Source organism: Geomobilimonas luticola, assembly GCF_018476905.1.
Classification (GTDB): Bacteria; Desulfobacterota; Desulfuromonadia; order Geobacterales; family Geobacteraceae; genus Geomobilimonas; species Geomobilimonas luticola.
Map to the genome: position 1 here is coordinate 89,086 of NZ_JAHCVK010000011.1, position 16,448 is coordinate 105,533.

Sequence of the window (16,448 nt, forward strand, 5' to 3'; positions counted from 1 at the left end):
CCGGCAATCATGTGGGGAAACCAGACCTGGCGGTTTTGAAAACTGTCCAGGTCTTATTGCGTGCGGATCCGGCCGGTCAGGTTAACGTCTTCCTGAAACGCTGGACGGCAAAGGAGAGGATGACGGCGCCGAGGACGAAGAGCCCGAGCATCTGAGGCCAGAGGATGGAGAAGCCGACCCCCTTCAGGAAGATACTCCGAATGATGACGAGGTAGTAGCGGAGGGGATTGAGGAAGGTGAGCCACTGTACCGTTGCCGGCATGTTTTCGATGGGGAAGGCGAATCCCGACAGGAGCATGGCGGGGAAAATGAACATGAACGAGCTCATCATCGCCTGCTGCTGGGTCCGGCTGATGGTGGAGAGGAAGAGGCCGAAGCCGAGGCTGCTCATGAGGAACAGGCCGGTGGCGGCGAAGAGGAGAGGGAGACTGCCGCGGATCGGCACCCCGAACCAGAAATAGGCCACGACGGTGATAATGGCCACGTCGATGAAGCCGATCAGGACGAACGGGATGGTTTTGCCGAGGATGAATTCCCCCCGGCTTATGGGGGTGACAATCATCTGCTCCATGGTGCCGATCTCCTTTTCCCGCACCACCGCCATGCTGGAGAGGAGCATGGTGATTATCAGCACGATATTCGCGATGACTGCCGGTACGTAATAGTTGCTGCTCTCCAGGTTGTCGTTGTACCAGGCGCGGCTCTGCAGCACGACACCCTCCGGAGCTGCCGCGGCTCCCCGTTCCCGGGAGATCTGCAGCACCCGGAGGTGTTCGTTGTACCGCGCCGCGATGTTCATTGCATAGTTGAGCACGATTCCGGCAGTATTGGAGTCTGCTCCATCCAGTATGATCTGCAGGGAAGCGGTACGTCCCGCCTGCAGGGTTTCACCCATCCCCCTGTTCATTCTGAATACCGCTTTTACCTCTCCCCGGTCCAGGAGTTCCCGGACCCGTCCCTCCTGCCGGATATGCTCGGTCACCTGGAAATAGCCCGAACGGGACAACCGGGTGGCGATGTCCCGGCTTTCGGTGCTGTTGTCCAGGTCGTAGATTGCGGTCTTTATCTGCCGTACGTCGGTATTGACCGCATACCCGAAGATAACGGTCTGGAACGCAGGAATGATGAACAGGATAAAACGCATCCGCGGGTCGCGCAGCGTCTGGATAAACTCTTTTTTCAGCATGCAGGTCAGGCGTTCGAACATTCGGCGCACCTTGGGGTATCCGTCGTGTCAGACGATCTTTTTTCGGAATTTTCTGATGGCCAGGGTTATTACCACCCCGCCGAATACGGCCAGAAATCCTGCTTCCGGAGCCAGAACGTCGATCCCCACCTCTTTGAGGTAGATGCCGCGCAGGATGGTGACGAAGTAGCGGGCAGTTATGATATGGGTTATGCCCTGGATCGGCAGCGGCATGTTTTCGATGGGAAAGATGAACCCCGAGAGGAGGAAGGCTGGCAGCATGGTCGACACAATGGCGAGCTGGCTGGCCATCCGCTGGTTTTTCGTGACGATGCTGATGAGCATGCCGAGGGAAAGGGCGCCGACCAGGAATACCAACGACATGCCGAATAGAAGCCAGAGGCTCCCCCGGAGGGGGATGTCGAAGAAGAATTCGCCCACCAGCACCGAGAGAATCAAGTCGATGATGCCGATGGTGAAGTAGGGGACGAGCTTCCCCGTAATCAGTTCCGGTCCGGTGAGGGGGGTGGAGATCAACTGCTCCATGGTGCCGGTTTCCCATTCCCGTGCCACCGTGAGCGAGGTGAGAAGGGCGGTGATGACCATCATGATGACGGCGATAAGCCCGGGAAAGATGTAGTTCCGGGATATCATGTCGGAATTGAACCAGATGCGGGGCCTGACGTCCAGCTGCCCGATGGTTGCGTCGGTCCCCGTGCGCCTGGCATGCTCAAGGACGACTTCCTGGGAGTATCCACGGGTGACCGCATCGGCGTAGCCGAGGGCGATGGTGGCGGTGTTGGAATCGCTTCCGTCCAGGATCGCCTGGACTTCGGCGCGATGGCCCGTTTCGATCCGGCGGGCGAAGTCTGCGGGGATGATCAGGGCGATCAGGGTATCGCGCCGGTCGATGGCCCGTTCGATCTCACGGTAGTTGTCGGTGGTCTCCTGCAGCGAGAAATAGCGGGAGCCGGCGAAGCGGCTGACGAAGTCCCGGCTCGCGGGGGTGTTACTCTGGTCCCAGACCATGAGCGGTACCCTGTCCACATCCAGGGTCAGGGCGTAGCCGAACAGGAAGAGGAGGAGCATGGGGATGGCGAGCCCCATCATGAGGCTGCGCGGGTCCCGGATGACGTGGAGGAACTCCTTTTTCGCAACGGCCTTGATGCGCTGGTACTTCATCGGGAGAACTCCCCCTGCGGCGCTTCCTGACGGTCCCGGGCCTCGATGAGCGACACGAACACATCCTCCAGGGAGGGGATGATTCGCTCCGGTTGCACTGCCGTATAGCCCGCATCCGCCAGTTTCCTTTCAATGGCCGGAACCGCCGCCGCCGCCCGTTCTACCACCACGTGCAGGCCCCGTCCGAAGAGGGCGGCGTGACGGACTCCCGGCAGTTCCTCGATGAGCCCCATGGCATCCTGGGGGTGATCGCAGAAAAGCTCCACGATCTCTTCGGTCATCTGATGGGTCTTCAGTTCCTCCGGAGTGCCGAGGGCAATCAGTTCCCCCCGGTAGATGAGGCCGAGGCGGTCACAGTATTCTGCCTCGTCCATGTAGTGGGTGGTGACGAACACCGTTACCCCCTGGCCGGCCAGGTGGTAGATCAGGTCCCAGAAGTTGCGCCGGCTGATGGGGTCAACTCCCGAGGTCGGTTCGTCCAGAAAGATGATGGGGGGTTCGTGGAGAATGGCGCACCCCAGTGCCAGCCGCTGTTTCCAGCCGCCGGAAAGTATGGCGGTGCGCGAGGACCGGTGCTCCCGGAGTCCGGCCATCTCTATAACCCACTCCTTCCGTTCGCGCTTCTTTATGGCGGGAATCCGGTAGATGCCGCTGTAGAAATCGATGTTTTCCTCCACGGTAAGGTCTTCGTAGAGGGAGAACTTCTGGCTCATATAGCCGATGTTCTTCTTGATCTCCTCCGCGTCCTTCCCGATGTCGAATCCTGCCACGGTGCCGCTTCCACCGGAGGGGGGAAGGATGCCGCAGAGCATCCGGATGGTGGTGGACTTGCCGGCGCCGTTCGGGCCGAGGAAGCCGAAAATCTCTCCCCGCCCGACCTGGAGGTTCAGTCGGTCCACGGCCACGAAGTCGCCGAACCGCTTGGAGAGATCCGTGAGGGTGACGGCGTAACCGGTTTCGGTGCCGTTCATTGCGCACCACCCTGGCGGGAGAGAACCGACACGAACACGTCTTCCAGGCTCGGCTCAATCTGCCGGATGCCGAGGAGTTCGATCCCCTCGGCACTCATCAGAGAGACTGCGGCGGTTTCTCCCGTGCCAGGATCACCGGTCACCAGGTGGACCCGGTCGCCGAAGAGCCCGACGGTCGCGTCGGAAAACCGGTTGCGCAGAAGGCGTGCGGTGCGGCGGGGGTCAGATGTGCGGATTTCGAGGATGGCCCCGCGCATGAGCTGTTTCAGGTTGACCGGGGTGTCGCAGGCGAGGAGCTTGCCTTTGTGGATGAGCCCGACCCGGTTGCAGCGGTCCGCCTCGTCCAGGTAGGCGGTGGTGACGAAGATGGTGACCCCTTCCTTCAGGAGCTGGTAGAGGATGCGCCAGAAATCCCGGCGTGACACGGGATCGACGCCGTTGGTCGGCTCGTCGAGGAAGAGAACCTTGGGGGTGTGGACGAGGGCGCAGGCGAGGCCGAGTTTCTGTTTCATCCCGCCGGAAAGGTTTCCCGCCAGCCGGTTTTTGAAGGGGGTGAGGTTGCTGAAGGTGAGGAGGCGGTCGATTTTTTCGGCCCGGCCGCGCCGGGGAAGGCCGTAGATGTCGGCGTAGAAATGCATGTTCTCCATCACCGTCAGGTCGGGGTAAAGGCCGAAGCGTTGGCTCATGTACCCGATGTCGTCCTTGATCGCCTCGCTGTCGCGCACCGAGTGCCGCCCCAGGACCCACGCCTCGCCGTCGGTCGGGTCCATGATGCCGGCAAGCATCCGCATGGTGGTCGTTTTCCCCGCCCCGTCCGAGCCGACCAGACCGAACAGTTCACCCTGCGCAACGGAGATGGTAAGGCGGTCCACGGCGGTGAGCCCGTCGAAGCGCCTGGTCAGGTTGTGGGTTCGGATGGCGTCCATGGTCAGTGCGGAAGGCAGGAATCTCGAAGTAAAAGGCATTTCAAGGCCTTTCCATTCTCCCAGTCTTCCGCGCTATCTCCCTTCCGAGCTTCAGCTCTTCCGTTCTTCTGCGCTCGTCAGTATTTCTCCATCCGCCGGCATTCCTGGTTTCAGTTCCATGTCCGGGTTGGGTATGGTGATCTTGATCCGGTAGACGAGCTTGACCCGTTCCTTCTGGGTCTGGACGTTCTTGGGGGTGAATTCCGCCTCGCTGGCGATGAAGGAGACTGTTCCCGGGTAGGACTTGCCGGGGTAGGTGTCGGTGGTGACGTTAACCTTTTGCCCGAGTTTCACCCTGCCGAGATCGGTTTCGTTGATATAGGCCCTGACCCAGGTGTTTTCCATGTCGCCGATGGTGACCACCGGCGTACCGGTGGCAACCTGTTCACCCGGCTCCACATGCTTGGCCATGACCATGCCGGTCGATGGCGCGGTAAGGGCGGCATAGGAGAGCCGCTCCCGGGCAATGGCCAGGGCCGCCTCCGCTTCCTTTGCTCGTGCCCGTCCCTGGTCGATCCGTTCCTGTCGTGGCCCCTTGCGGGAGAGGCTGAGGCTTTCCCTGGCCAGCCGCACATTGGCGGTTGCGGCATCAACGGCTGCCCGTGCGTTGTCCAGGTCACGCCTGGCGACTACTTCTCTCTCGAACAGGCTTTTGACCCGCTTGAAGTCGGCCTCGGCCCGGGTCGCCTCGGCTTCGGCACGTTCCAGGGTCGCCTCCGCCTGGCCGATCTCCTCTTTGCGGGAGCCCGCTTCCAGTTCGGCCAGTGCTGCCCGGGCCGCCTGCACATCCGCCTGGCGCAGCGCCACTTCCTTGGCGAGGTCGCTGCTGTCGAGACGTGCGACGAGTTGGCCGGCCTCGACCCGCATCCCCTCATCCACCAGCCGTTCCATGACCCGCCCCGGAATCTTGAAGCTCGCCTCGACGCTGGTTATCTCGATATTTCCCGACACCCGGACCGCTCCGTCCGTCGTGCGGGAATTCCTGAGCAAGAAAAACGCCGCGGCAGCTGCCACCAGCACCACGACAATGATCACCACGAGCTTTTTACCCACCGTACATCCCCCCTGTTCGGAATTCCATAATGGTTTATACCACCTAATGCCGCCGATTGGAATGCTTTGTGCTTTTTAACACCTGAGAGGTAGTTGGAGAAGGCAGGTAATCCACTGTAAGGCGGTGATTTCATTGAGAACGGTACTTATCTGCGATGACGAGCCCATCATCAGGATGAGCCTAAAAAAGAGGCTACAGGAACTGGGGTTTGATGAAATTATGGAGTGCGGCGACGGCGAGGCGGCGGTCAAAACGGCCCTTGCCCGGATGCCCGACATGGTCATGCTGGACGTGGCGATGCCGAAACTGGACGGCATCTCTGCTGCCCGTGAGATCAGGAAGAAGCTGAAGATTCCGATCCTCCTCCTTACCGCCTGCTACGATCAGGAAACGGTGCGGAAGGCAAAAGAGGCCGGCGTTGCGGCGCTGCTTACGAAACCGTTCCGTGACCAGGACCTCTGGCCTGCCATCGAACTCGCCTTTGCCCACGCTTCCGAGGTGGAGGAACTCAAGGAGGAGGTGGAAGACCTGAAGGAGTCCATCGAGACCCGGAAGGTGATCGAGAGGGCCAAGGGGGTACTCATGCAGCGGCAGGCACTTACCGAACCCGAAGCATTCCGCAAGATGCAGAAACTGGCCATGGACAAGCGGAAAAGCATGCGTCAGATAGCGGAGGCGATACTCCTCACCGAGTAGAAATGTTGCCATAACGATACACTCATGTCCGGCAAACGGCCTGGCTGCGCGACAGAAATCGTCCCGCTTCCGGGCCGCTTCTTTTCCGTAGTTCACCGTTGTATTTCCTTGAAATCACACGTGCGTAAAAAAACGGCATCCTCTCCCTTTTAGGGATTGAAAATCTTGTTAATCTTTTATATCTTGCCGTGACATTTAAGAAATGCTCCTCTGTTTCCCAGCTTCGAAAGATTTCAGGGAGATTTGCCACTGTGGACATGTTGCTGCGACTGACGGTTCTGGCCCCCATGTTTCTGGCGCTCGTACTCTCCGGTTGTTCCAGTACTCCGAAGAGCAGGCCGGAGGCACTGGCGGCTCTTGCACGTCTGTGGGACGCCGATGTGCCTGCGCGCGCCTATGATGAGTATCTGAGCGTGGAAGAGACCTACGCGCGTGCCGAGTCCTTCACGGAAAAGAACGATGACCGGATGGCCGAGAAATATTACCGGCTCGCCCTGGTGAAGGGGAAACTGCTGGAAGAACAGATCCGGCGGGAAGAGGTGAAGCCTGTTCGTTCCCCCGCGGCCGGCGTACCGAAAAGCCTTCCGGCCGATCAGTTGCCAGGTAACCTGCCGGAGCCAGACCGCCAGATAACTGATGGCCCCTCATTTGGAGTGGAATCCGGGCCTGCCGAACCGGATCGGCCTATTGAAAACCAGCCGCTCCCTGGCGTGGAGGGTGCCGTTGTCGACTCCCGTCCTGTGGGAGATGTTTCGCGCGGTCCGGAGACCGACCCTGGAGAAGCTGATCAGTCCCGTCGGCATACTCCCCCTCCCGTCATTAAGTCCGACCGGATAATCGGCGGTGAAGAACTGTACGTGGTGAAAAAAGGGGATACCCTGGGGCTCATCGGCGCAAAGCTGGGGGTCAGCTGGCGGTATCTCGCAAAGGCCAATAATCTCGACCCGAAGCAGCACCTTTACGTGGGGCAGGAACTGCGGGTGGTGAACCGGAGGATCGTTCCGAAGAAGGTGAGGAACGGTCTGGTCATCAATATTCCCGACCGCATGATGTATTACTTCAAGCAGGGGAGGCTGGCTAAATCAATCCCCGTTGCCCTGGGCAAACCGAACCCCCGTGATGTCCAGGATGATGACGTCGTCTGGCACACCCCCACCGGTGTATTCAGGATACTGGCCAAGGAAAAAGACCCGATCTGGCGCGTTCCCCCCTCCATACAGAAGGAGATGGAAGAGCAGGGGAAGGAGGTTGTGAGCAAGGTTCTGCCGGGGGACAAAAATCCGCTGGGTAAGTATGCATTGCGGACATCCATCCCGGGGATAATGATTCACAGCACCATTCGCCCTGCTTCCATCTACGGGTTCAGCAGTCATGGCTGCATCAGGGTCTCACCCGGCATGATGGAAGACCTGTTCGACGAGATCGAGGTCAATACCAGGGGAGAAATCATCTACAAACCGATCAAGGTGGCGGTAACCGAAGACGGCCGGGTGTTTCTGGAAGTTAACCGTGATGTGTACGACAAGAAGATCGACTTCGAAAAGGAAGTGAAAGAGGTCCTCCGAAAAAACAGGGCAACCGGAAAGGTCGACTGGAAGAAGGTCGACCTTGTCCTCAGGAACAAGCTCGGGATAGCCGAAGACGTGACGATGTAAACTGCCAGCGTGGTCGTTATGGGAAATCTAAAATCTGATAGTACAAGGCCTGGCAAACAGGGGCGCTTCCGGGAAAGAGGGAACGCCCCTGTTCGTTTTATTTTGTCGAATAGGTGGTAAAGACCACTGCTGATGCTTATAGTAGAGAGTATGGCGCGAGAGTTCGAGCATGACGGGGAGTATGGAGAGGAGTGGCTGGCGATCATCCCCTCCGATCTGGGAAAGGATGGAGCCGCTTACCCCCTTTCCGAGCAACGAGCCCATCTCTGGTCGCTGGTTCTGGAGGCGCGCTCTATCCCTTCCCGCATCGAGTCTGGCGTCGGGGGGTGGATACTTAACGTGCCGGCGGCTTACTTTGCCGCTGCCTGCAGCGAGCTGCGCCTCTTCGAAGTGGAAAACCGCAACTGGCCTCCTCCCGTGCGCCCCCACCGCCCTTTGGTGGGAAATACCCTTCCCACCCTGTCGGTACTCATTCTCCTTGCCACCTTTCACAATCTCACCCGGCTCGATATCTCCCTCCCTGGCCATGCTTCCATCGACTGGATAGACATCGGCAACGCCCATGCCGCCAGAATCCTGGACGGCCAGTGGTGGCGGCTCGTAACCGCTCTCACCCTTCATGGCGACTGGCTGCACCTCCTCAGCAACCTGACGATCGGCGGTATCTTCATTCTCCTCCTCTGTCGCGAACTCGGATCGGGACTTGCCTGGAGCCTGCTCCTTGGTGCCGGCGCACTCGGCAACCTGGCCAATGCCATCCTTCAGCTTTCGAGCCACCGGTCGGTCGGTGCCTCTACTGCCGTATTCGGGGCGGTCGGCATTTTTGCCGCCATCAGCATGGTGCGTTATCCACGTCATGCGCAGCGGCGCTGGCTGCTTCCCATCGCTGCCGCCCTGGCTCTCCTGGCGGTTCTGGGTACGGAAGGGAAGAGCACCGACCTGGGTGCACACCTGTTTGGTTTCGTCTTCGGCGCAGTGCTCGGAGGGATAGCGGAAAAGATTGAGGGGAGGTACGGTCGTCCCGGAAGGAGGCTGAACGCCCTGCTGGCTCTTTTATGCGGAGTCGTGGTGGCGACTGCATGGTGGTGTGCACTGCTGTACGGGGGATGATTTGCAAGGGCGTTCCGTCACGTATAAAAGAAATATCTGCTGAATGTAAATGCCACAATGTGCACCTATTATTTGAATAGCTGAATAAATACAGTAGGTTGTATTTCTGCTTCGTCCCCTTTGCACGCCTGGTGCTTCGAAATCAGTACAAAATATATATACAGTGGGCGGCTCGATTGGAGGTGCGAACTGCATTGTGAGAAGTGCTTAAAAAATAAATTATGTACGATATCAATATGTTATATATTATTTGTGAAGTTATTTTTATTTTGGCCCGGTCGCTGCAATAGGTAAGACAAAAGCTGAGAAGCAAAAAAAAGGATTCGAGGAGGATGTCATGAGAACGATAGCTAATGTAACCGCAGCGATGGCCATGATGATCGGGACTGTTTCTTCTGCCTTTGCGGCCTCCGGCGCCCGGGAAGATAATAGCGGCATCTTCGCAGGGATCTTCCTCGCATTCTGCGCGCTGATCGTGGTAGCCCAGATGCTCCCGGCCGTGATGATGATGCTCGGTTTCGCGAAAGGGATCAAGCGTGAAGTGGCCCATGAGCATGCAGCCCACTGAAGGAGGTGCGATGGTACACCACAATCGAATATGTATCGGGAATCAGGGGTGAAAGGGGGGCGATCGAAGGATCAGCCCCCCTTTCCGTTATATCTCCAGTTCAGCCTGTCGCTCCGCCAGGTATGCCCTGATGTCGCGGCTGCTTTCCATGGTCAGGACCGTCATGGCCATTTCCCGGGCGGAGGCGAGGCTTGTCTTGCGGATGGCTTGTTTGACGAGCGGTATGTAGGGGGCGGAGAGACTGAAGTCGGTTATACCGAGGCCGAGGAGGAGGAGGGCATTGATCGGTTCCGCTGCCATCTCGCCGCAGAGCGAGACCGGCTTGCCGGCGGCCCGACCCGCGTCGGCCACCCGCTTGATGGAGTGAAGGATGGCCGGGTGGTAGGCGTCATAGTACTGCTTCACCTTGGGGTTGTTCCGGTCCGCCGCCAGGGTGTACTGGATCAGGTCGTTGGTGCCGATGCTTAAGTAGTCCACCTCCCGGGCGAGGAGGTCGGCGATCTGTACTGCCGCCGGAAGTTCAACCATGATGCCGGTACGGATGGAGCGGTCGAACGGTTTCCCCGTACGCTCCAGATCGGCTTTGACGTCAGCCAGGATTTCCTTGACGGTCCGGATCTCATCCACCCCCGATACCATGGGGAACATGAGGCTGGCCTTTCCATGGGGTGAGGCAAGAAGAATACCCGCCAGTTGATCGCGGAAGATATCCCGCTGGTCAAGGGAGACCCTGATGGAGCGCCATCCCATGAACGGGTTGTCTTCCTTGGGATAGGTAAAGTAGGGGAGCCCCTTGTCGCCGCCGATGTCCAGGGTCCGGATGTTCACCGGCAGGCCGGCGAATCCTTCCAGTATCTTCACGTAGAGGTCCTGTTGCTCGGCGCGGCTGGGGAAGGTCTTACGCGTCATAAAGGGGAATTCGGTACGGTAGAGTCCCACCCCTTCGGCGCCGTTGGCGAGGGCGACCCGGATGTCGGAGAGGAGGCCGATGTTCGCCTTGAGGCTTACCCTGACTCCATCGGTGGTTTCCGCCGGCAGGTCCCGAAGCTCTTCAAGTTCCCGCTGGCGAACGCCGTGGTCCCGTTGCAGCCGCTCGTATTCGCCCCGGATCTTTTCGTCAGGATTGATGTAGATGTGGCCCGAATTGCCATCGATGATCACCTCGTCCCGCAGGCCGATCTGCTTGAGCAGGTCGGGGAGGCCGAGCACGGCCGGAATGCCGAGGGATCTGGCCATGATGGCTGCGTGGGAGGTGACGTCCCCCTTTTCGGTAATGATGCCGAGGATCTTGTCGTGATCGAGGGTTGCCATGTCCGACGGGAAGATGTCCCGGGCCACGATGATTCGCTTCTCCCGCAGCCGTTCTCTGCGTTCCGAGCCGTCGAGGGCGCCGATGATCCGTCGGCCGATGTCTTCCATGTCCGCCGAACGTTCCCGGAGGTAGGGATCGTCCATGCGGGCGAATGCCTGTACGTAGTTTTCCACCACCTTCCGGACAGCCTGGCCGGCACTGGTTCCACCATCGATGAGGTCGTTCACCTTGCCGAGAAAACCACGGTCCTCCATGATCATGAGATGGGTGTGGAAGATGACGGCATCTTCCTTCGACAGCATATCAGCGACCCGCTTTTCCATGTAGAGGGTCTGGATCTTGGTCTTTTCCAGGGCCACCAGGAAGCGTTTGTGTTCTTCCTCCCGGGGGAGGGCGGTTTCCAGTTCCATGCCGGGAAGGTTGGTGCGCTGGTTGAGGAGGTATATTTTCCCCCAGCAGAAGCCGGGTGAAGCGGCAATGCCGATGAGGGAGAAATGCTGGCGCCCTTTTTTCCTGCGGGTCGAGCTTCCCCGGTCTTCCTTCAAGAGGCCGGCGGCCTTCATCCGTTCCAGTTCCTGCTGAAAGAAGGCGCGCTCCTCCTCCTTGCGGCGGATGGAGTCGAGGAGCTTTGCGTTGATGACGATGCTGGCTATCTGGTAGGCGATGGTGGTGATGGTGCTGATTTCGGCGGGGGTAAAGACCCGTGTTTCCTTGGTCTGGACGACGATGACCCCGACCGGGGTCTTCCGTTCAAAGAGGGGGATGCCGAGGAACGAAAGGAATTTTTCCTCCTTTGTCTCCCGGAAATATTTATAGCGGGGGTGGGCCGGGGCGTCCTCGATGGCCACCACCCCTTTCTGCTCCATGACGAGGCCGGTGAGCCCCTCCGAGGTCTTCATGGTGATCTTGCCGACCGAGCTTCGGGAGAGACCCTTGGTGGCGGCAAGGCGGAGGGTTTCCCCGTCGTCTTCCAGAAGGTAGATGGAGCAGACGTCCGACCCCATCCGCCGGGCAACGAGGGTGACGATGTTGTCGAGGGTTTCCTGCAGATCGTGGGAATGGAGGATCAGTCCGCTGATATCCTCCAACGTTCGCAATCCCAGGGTTTCCTGCCGTGCTTCGACCATTCAGGCCCCTTTGCCTGCAAATTTACCACTTTTCAGTATAGTCCATCCATCGGCTCAACGAAAGGGTGTGGGAAATTTTTGTCGGTGTTCAACTATGAGCAAGAACTTTGCCATCGACTGCGGAAAGACGTCGTATATTGTTGTAATGCTCTATTTAAGCTTTTCTAAAAATACGGCATATTGTCTCATCCGTTATTTCAATCGTTGTGCCGTATTTTATGGTCATATCGCGGTAATCTGCGGGCATCGAAACGATCCAGGGAATGACCCTCACAACACCTGCTCTGCCTTCGCCGAGACCGGCCCGGTGGCGAGAAAGAGTGACGTGGCGATGGATGCCAGTATGGTCCGGACTGACGACATGTGATCAGGTACCCCTTTTGTTCTTTGCTTCCCCAGTATGCTCTTAGTCCCCTCCACCGGCCGCCGGCCGGGCAAACCGGTAGTCATAGGAGAGGGGGTCGGGATGGTGCCCCGCGATGATGGCGGCCACGTCCTCCGTGAAGACCAGCTCCTCGTTGGTTGGTATGACGAGCACCCGTACCGCCGAATCATTCCGGGAGATGCACCATTCCCCCTCTTCGCCCACGGCTGCACGGTTCCGGTCACTGTCCAGGGTGATGCCGAAGCATTCCAGCCCCTGCAGGACCTTTTCCCGCAGCTGCCACTCCGTTTCTCCTCCACCGGCGGTGAAGACCACCGCATCCGGCCGGCCGAGGGCGGCAATGTAGGCGCCGATGTACTTGCGCAGGCGGTAGCTCTCCATTTCCAGGGCGAGCCGGCAGCGTTCATCGCCATCGGTCGCCCTTTCCCGCAGCTGGTGCCGGTCAGTGACGTTGCCGGTGATGCCGGCCATGCCGCTTTTCTGGTTGAGGATGTTGTCCATGGCCCGGGCGGTAAGATTCCCTTCTTCCATCATGAAGGGGGGAATCCCCGGATCGATGTCGCCGCAGCGGGTCTCCATGACCGCCCCCTCCAGTGGGGTCAGCCCCATGCTCGTGTCGATGGAGCAGCCGTTTTTGATAGCGCAGAGGGAAACCCCCTTGCCGAGATGGATAGTCACCAGGTTGCATTCGATTGGCCGTTTGCTGAGAAGCAGGGCGGCCCGCCGGGAGAGGTAGAGGTGGGAGGGGCCGTGGAACCCGTAGCGCCGGACGCCGTGCCGCGTGTACCATTCCAGGGGAAGGGGGTAGATGTAGGCATGTTCCGGCATGGTCTGGTGGAAGGCGGTATCGAAGATCGCCACGTGGGGGATATGGGGAAAGAGGTCCCGCGCCGCTTCGATGCCGGCGATGTTGGGGCCGTTATGGAGCGGTGCCAGTTGCTGTGCTTCCCGGATCGCATCAAGGACCTCGTCGTCGACGAGGGTGGAATGGGTGAAGGTATCCCCTCCATGTACCACCCGGTGGCCGATGGCGGTAATGGCGTGCAGGCTTGAAATGGCCGGGGAGCCGGGGTCGGTGAGGGCCGCCATAATGGCGGCGATGCCGGCCCGGTGGTCGGGACATTCCACCCCCCGGCGATAAGAGGTACCGTTTGTCGCAGTGTGGGTGATGGTCGTGTCGCCGACAGTGATCCGCTCCACTTCGCCGTGGGCGAGGACTGCGTGGTTGTCCCAGTCGAACAGCTGATAACGGATGGAATAGCTCCAGCAATTGAGGGTGAGGATAAGCACGGGTGACTCCCGGAAGAAGGGTAGGGGAGGCCGGAAGGGAATCCCGGCTCGCGGAAAGCTTACTGTCTCACATGTGGCAAGGCGCGTCAACCCGTCTTGCGCTGAGAAATGCATGAGAGCTGAGCATTCCGTTTTGCTCAGCGTCCCCTCGTGCGCTGCTGTACGGCTCATTTCGCGCCGGCCGATCGGCCGGCTTTGCTCAATTTCGCCTACAGCTGCTGGCACTCGGGCACATTCGCACCACGGAACGCTCAGCTCTCATGGATTGGTCATAACTGGTCAATCGCCTTTATGCACGCCCAGAACCTCCCGGAAGAAGGCGATAAGCCGCAGGCGATGGGGGGAGTCTGTTTCGGCGAAGGCTTCCGTGTGATCTCCGCCGTCAATGGTCCAGAACTGCTTCGGCTCCCGCGCCATGGCAAAGAGCCGGGTGCCGTGGGCATAGGGGATGACCGGATCGGCGGTTCCGTAAATGAGGAGGATCGGGATGGGGGCGATCTTCCCCACGGCGGCGGCGGGACTCAGGTCATCGTCCGTGAGCAGCCGGGCGAGGGGTGTTTTGAGGAGAGAGAGGAGGGGGATTTCGCCGATCTTGTCGCGGACGATCTCCCGGTAGGAGAAGAAGGCTGATTCGACGGCCACTCCCCTGATGCCGGACCTGTCGCCGCCGCCAACGGCGACGATGGCCTGGGCGCCCCCCAGGCTCTGGCCGAGAACCACCAGTCGGTTCCGGTCCAGGTCCTTTCGCCCACGGACGTAATCGATGGCGGCCAGGGAGTCTTCATACAGGCCGCACCGGTCCGGCCGGCCCGCCGATTTGCCGTACCCGCGGTAGTCGAAGACAAAGAGATTGAAGCCCGCCGCGGGGAGCCAGTCCACGAAACCGAGGTGGGCGGACATGTTCTGGGCGTTGCCGTGGAAATGGATGACCGTGCCGTGGGCCGGTCCCACCGCCGGCACGAACCACCCGGTGAGCCTGGTCCCGTCCCTGCTCGGGAAGGTGACCTCTTCGTACTTCAGGCCCAGGTCGGCGGGGGTGCCGTAGCTTACATGGTCCGGGTAGTAGAAGAGCCGGCTGACGCGCCAGCGGGCGAGAAATGCGAGGAGGACGGTCAGCAGCAGGATGGTCACGATTCTTCTCGGGTTCATGGAATAAGCTTCCGTGGTGGGATGTCCCTGTCGGGTTCCCTTCCATCATACCGGTTGTGCCGGAGAAATAAAGGAGGAAATGGGGGTGGTGACCAATCCCCTTGCCATGGGAATCCCCATCGCGCATAATGGGGCATGTTCCTTATTTTTCCTCCTGTTGCCAAGCCGTGCGAGCCGCCGGCCGGCATTGCACAACTTTCGGCAGTGCTTCGCGCCCACGGCATTCCCTGCCAGCTGCTGGACGCCAATCTCGAAGGACTCCTCTATCTGCTGGAGCGACCGACGGTGGCGGACGACACCTGGAGCCGCCGGGCGCTGAAAAACGTTTCGAACAGCATCGCCGCCCTGCGGGACCTCCGGACCTACCGCTCCCCCGCCCGTTATGCCCGGGCGGTCAGTGACGTGAACCGGGTCCTTGCCGTCTCCTCCCGGGAAAGCGGCGCCGTCGTGGGGCTGGCGGACTACGAGCACTCCTCCCTCTCTCCCCTCAGAAGTGCTGACCTGCTCGCCGCGGCGGAGCATCCCGACCGGAATCCCTTCTACCCCTATTTCAGCACGCGCCTGCCGGAACTGCTGGATAACCTGGATGGTGGAGCGGTCCGGGTGGTCGGCTTCTCCCTCAACTACCTGGGGCAGGCGTTGTGCACCTTTGCCATGATCGGATACCTGCGGCAACGGTTCCCCGGACTCACCATCGTTCTCGGCGGCGGGCTGGTGACATCGTGGATGAAGCGCCCCGGCTGGCGCAACCCCTTTGGCGGTCTCGTGGATCACCTGGTGGCGGGGGCGGGGGAGGTCCCCCTTTTGAAGCTGTGCGGGGTGGATGGGAGGGAGGGGGGGCATGTCACCCCCGATTACGTCTCCCTGCCGCTGGATGCCTATCTTTCCCCCGGCTTCATCCTTCCCTACAGTGCCGCCAGCGGCTGCTGGTGGAACGACTGCTCCTTCTGCCCCGAACGCGCCGAAGGGAACCGGTACCATCCCGTCCCCGCGGGGGAGGTGTTGGCAGACCTGCGGGCACTGTCTTCACGAACGAACCCGGCCCTCATCCATCTCCTGGACAACGCCATCAGCCCCGCCTTGTTGCGCAGGTTGGTCGACACCCCCTTGCCGGCCCCCTGGTACGGGTTCGCCCGATTCGGGGAGGAACTGGCGGATGCCGGTTTCTGCCGGGGACTGAAGCGCTCGGGGTGCGTCATGCTCAAACTCGGGCTGGAGTCGGGGGACCAGGGGGTGCTGGACCGGTTGCGGAAGGGGATCGAGCTGGGGATGGCGTCCCGCGTGCTGACCAACCTGCGGGAGGCGGGGATTGGAGTGTATCTCTATCTCTTGTTCGGCACCCCCGCGGAGACGGAGCCGGACGCACGGCGGACCCTGGAGTTCGTGGCCCGGCACCGGGAGTCCATCGGCTTTCTCAACCTGGCGATCTTCAACATGCCGGTCTGCGGGGATGACGTGGTCGGACACGATACCGAACCGTTCTACGAAGCGGACCTCTCCCTCTATACCGGGTTTCGCCACCCCCAGGGGTGGGACCGGCAGCAGGTGCGGCGGTTCCTGACCGGCGAATTCAGGCGCGACCCCGCCGTCGCTTCCATCCTGAGACGCGATCCTCCACTTTTCACCTCGAACCACGCTCCTTTTTTCGTCTCTTAATCTGATGACTCTTTACCCCCCCCCCTTACCCCTGCCCCTCTCCCTCAGGGCGAGGGAAAAAATCAAAGGCTCTAGACCATCAAGTTTTTGTTTTTCGAAATTAGTGTACGTAGTTCTTTGACCAGTTGTCCAGTTGATTTAT

General features: G+C 60.1%; 13 protein-coding genes. 5 read left to right on the forward strand and 8 right to left on the reverse strand.

What is annotated here, in order from left to right; all coding sequences use genetic code 11:
* Window positions 1–76: 76 nt before the first annotated feature.
* From KI810_RS15960 to KI810_RS15980, 5 genes are all read right to left on the reverse strand, one after another.
* A complete protein-coding gene (locus tag KI810_RS15960; protein ID WP_214176561.1) occupies window positions 77–1,207 on the reverse strand; it encodes an ABC transporter permease in 1,131 nt (376 codons plus the stop codon).
* A 27-nt stretch (window positions 1,208–1,234) separates the two neighbouring features.
* Window positions 1,235–2,368, reverse strand: a complete 1,134-nt coding sequence (locus tag KI810_RS15965) for an ABC transporter permease (RefSeq protein ID WP_214176562.1) — start codon at window positions 2,366–2,368, stop codon at window positions 1,235–1,237.
* Entirely contained in the window at window positions 2,365–3,339 is a 975-nt protein-coding gene (locus KI810_RS15970) for an ABC transporter ATP-binding protein (RefSeq protein WP_214176563.1), read from the reverse strand. The genes KI810_RS15965 and KI810_RS15970 overlap by 4 nt, the downstream gene beginning before the upstream one ends.
* Window positions 3,336–4,265: an ABC transporter ATP-binding protein gene (locus KI810_RS15975; protein ID WP_214176564.1), complete on the reverse strand. Its 930-nt coding sequence runs from the start codon at window positions 4,263–4,265 to the stop codon at window positions 3,336–3,338. Before KI810_RS15975 ends, KI810_RS15970 begins: the two co-directional genes overlap by 4 nt.
* 90 nt (window positions 4,266–4,355) lie before the next feature.
* Window positions 4,356–5,357 carry an HlyD family secretion protein gene (locus tag KI810_RS15980; protein WP_214176565.1) on the reverse strand — a complete coding sequence of 334 codons (1,002 nt, stop codon included), beginning with the start codon at window positions 5,355–5,357 and terminating at the stop codon, window positions 4,356–4,358.
* A gap of 124 nt (window positions 5,358–5,481) precedes the next feature.
* Between KI810_RS15980 and KI810_RS15985 the strand changes: the two genes are divergently transcribed.
* The 4 genes from KI810_RS15985 to KI810_RS16000 all read left to right on the forward strand — a co-directional run bounded on the left by KI810_RS15985 (window position 5,482) and on the right by KI810_RS16000 (window position 9,387).
* Window positions 5,482–6,054 (forward strand): ANTAR domain-containing response regulator, encoded by a 573-nt coding sequence (locus KI810_RS15985; protein ID WP_425513906.1) that lies wholly within the window; start codon window positions 5,482–5,484, stop codon window positions 6,052–6,054.
* Window positions 6,055–6,311: 257 nt separating this feature from the next.
* Complete coding sequence (locus tag KI810_RS15990) at window positions 6,312–7,709, forward strand: L,D-transpeptidase family protein (RefSeq protein WP_246525763.1); 1,398 nt, start codon at window positions 6,312–6,314, stop codon at window positions 7,707–7,709.
* Between the two features lie 150 nt (window positions 7,710–7,859).
* Entirely contained in the window at window positions 7,860–8,819 is a 960-nt protein-coding gene (locus KI810_RS15995) for a rhomboid family intramembrane serine protease (RefSeq protein ID WP_214176568.1), read from the forward strand.
* 337 nt (window positions 8,820–9,156) lie between these two features.
* Entirely contained in the window at window positions 9,157–9,387 is a 231-nt protein-coding gene (locus tag KI810_RS16000) for a hypothetical protein (RefSeq protein WP_246525742.1), read from the forward strand.
* Window positions 9,388–9,474: 87 nt separating this feature from the next.
* Here KI810_RS16000 and ptsP read toward each other — a convergent pair whose 3' ends face one another.
* From ptsP to KI810_RS16015, 3 genes are all read right to left on the reverse strand, one after another.
* Window positions 9,475–11,826: a phosphoenolpyruvate--protein phosphotransferase gene (gene ptsP, locus KI810_RS16005; protein ID WP_214176569.1), complete on the reverse strand. Its 2,352-nt coding sequence runs from the start codon at window positions 11,824–11,826 to the stop codon at window positions 9,475–9,477.
* A 406-nt stretch (window positions 11,827–12,232) separates the two neighbouring features.
* Complete coding sequence (locus KI810_RS16010) at window positions 12,233–13,501, reverse strand: acetate/propionate family kinase (RefSeq protein WP_214176570.1); 1,269 nt, start codon at window positions 13,499–13,501, stop codon at window positions 12,233–12,235.
* 279 nt (window positions 13,502–13,780) lie between these two features.
* Window positions 13,781–14,650: an alpha/beta hydrolase gene (locus KI810_RS16015; RefSeq protein ID WP_246525744.1), complete on the reverse strand. Its 870-nt coding sequence runs from the start codon at window positions 14,648–14,650 to the stop codon at window positions 13,781–13,783.
* 135 nt (window positions 14,651–14,785) lie between these two features.
* Here KI810_RS16015 and KI810_RS16020 point away from each other — a divergent pair, with 135 nt between their 5' ends.
* Window positions 14,786–16,306: a B12-binding domain-containing radical SAM protein gene (locus KI810_RS16020; protein ID WP_214176571.1), complete on the forward strand. Its 1,521-nt coding sequence runs from the start codon at window positions 14,786–14,788 to the stop codon at window positions 16,304–16,306.
* Window positions 16,307–16,448 lie beyond the last annotated feature (142 nt).

Excerpts from the sequence above, each read along its gene's own strand:
- KI810_RS15965 (WP_214176562.1), bottom strand. The coding sequence starts at position 2,368 with ATGAAGTACCAGCGCATCAAGGCCGTTGCGAAAAAGGAGTTCCTCCAC.
- KI810_RS15970 (WP_214176563.1), bottom strand. The coding sequence starts at position 3,339 with ATGAACGGCACCGAAACCGGTTACGCCGTCACCCTCACGGATCTCTCC.
- KI810_RS16015 (WP_246525744.1), bottom strand. The coding sequence starts at position 14,650 with ATGAACCCGAGAAGAATCGTGACCATCCTGCTGCTGACCGTCCTCCTC.
- KI810_RS15990 (WP_246525763.1), top strand. The coding sequence starts at position 6,312 with ATGTTGCTGCGACTGACGGTTCTGGCCCCCATGTTTCTGGCGCTCGTA.
- KI810_RS15975 (WP_214176564.1), bottom strand. The coding sequence starts at position 4,265 with ATGGACGCCATCCGAACCCACAACCTGACCAGGCGCTTCGACGGGCTC.
- ptsP (WP_214176569.1), bottom strand. The coding sequence starts at position 11,826 with ATGGTCGAAGCACGGCAGGAAACCCTGGGATTGCGAACGTTGGAGGAT.
- KI810_RS15995 (WP_214176568.1), top strand. The coding sequence starts at position 7,860 with ATGGCGCGAGAGTTCGAGCATGACGGGGAGTATGGAGAGGAGTGGCTG.
- KI810_RS16000 (WP_246525742.1), top strand. The coding sequence starts at position 9,157 with ATGAGAACGATAGCTAATGTAACCGCAGCGATGGCCATGATGATCGGG.
- KI810_RS16020 (WP_214176571.1), top strand. The coding sequence starts at position 14,786 with ATGTTCCTTATTTTTCCTCCTGTTGCCAAGCCGTGCGAGCCGCCGGCC.
- KI810_RS15960 (WP_214176561.1), bottom strand. The coding sequence starts at position 1,207 with ATGTTCGAACGCCTGACCTGCATGCTGAAAAAAGAGTTTATCCAGACG.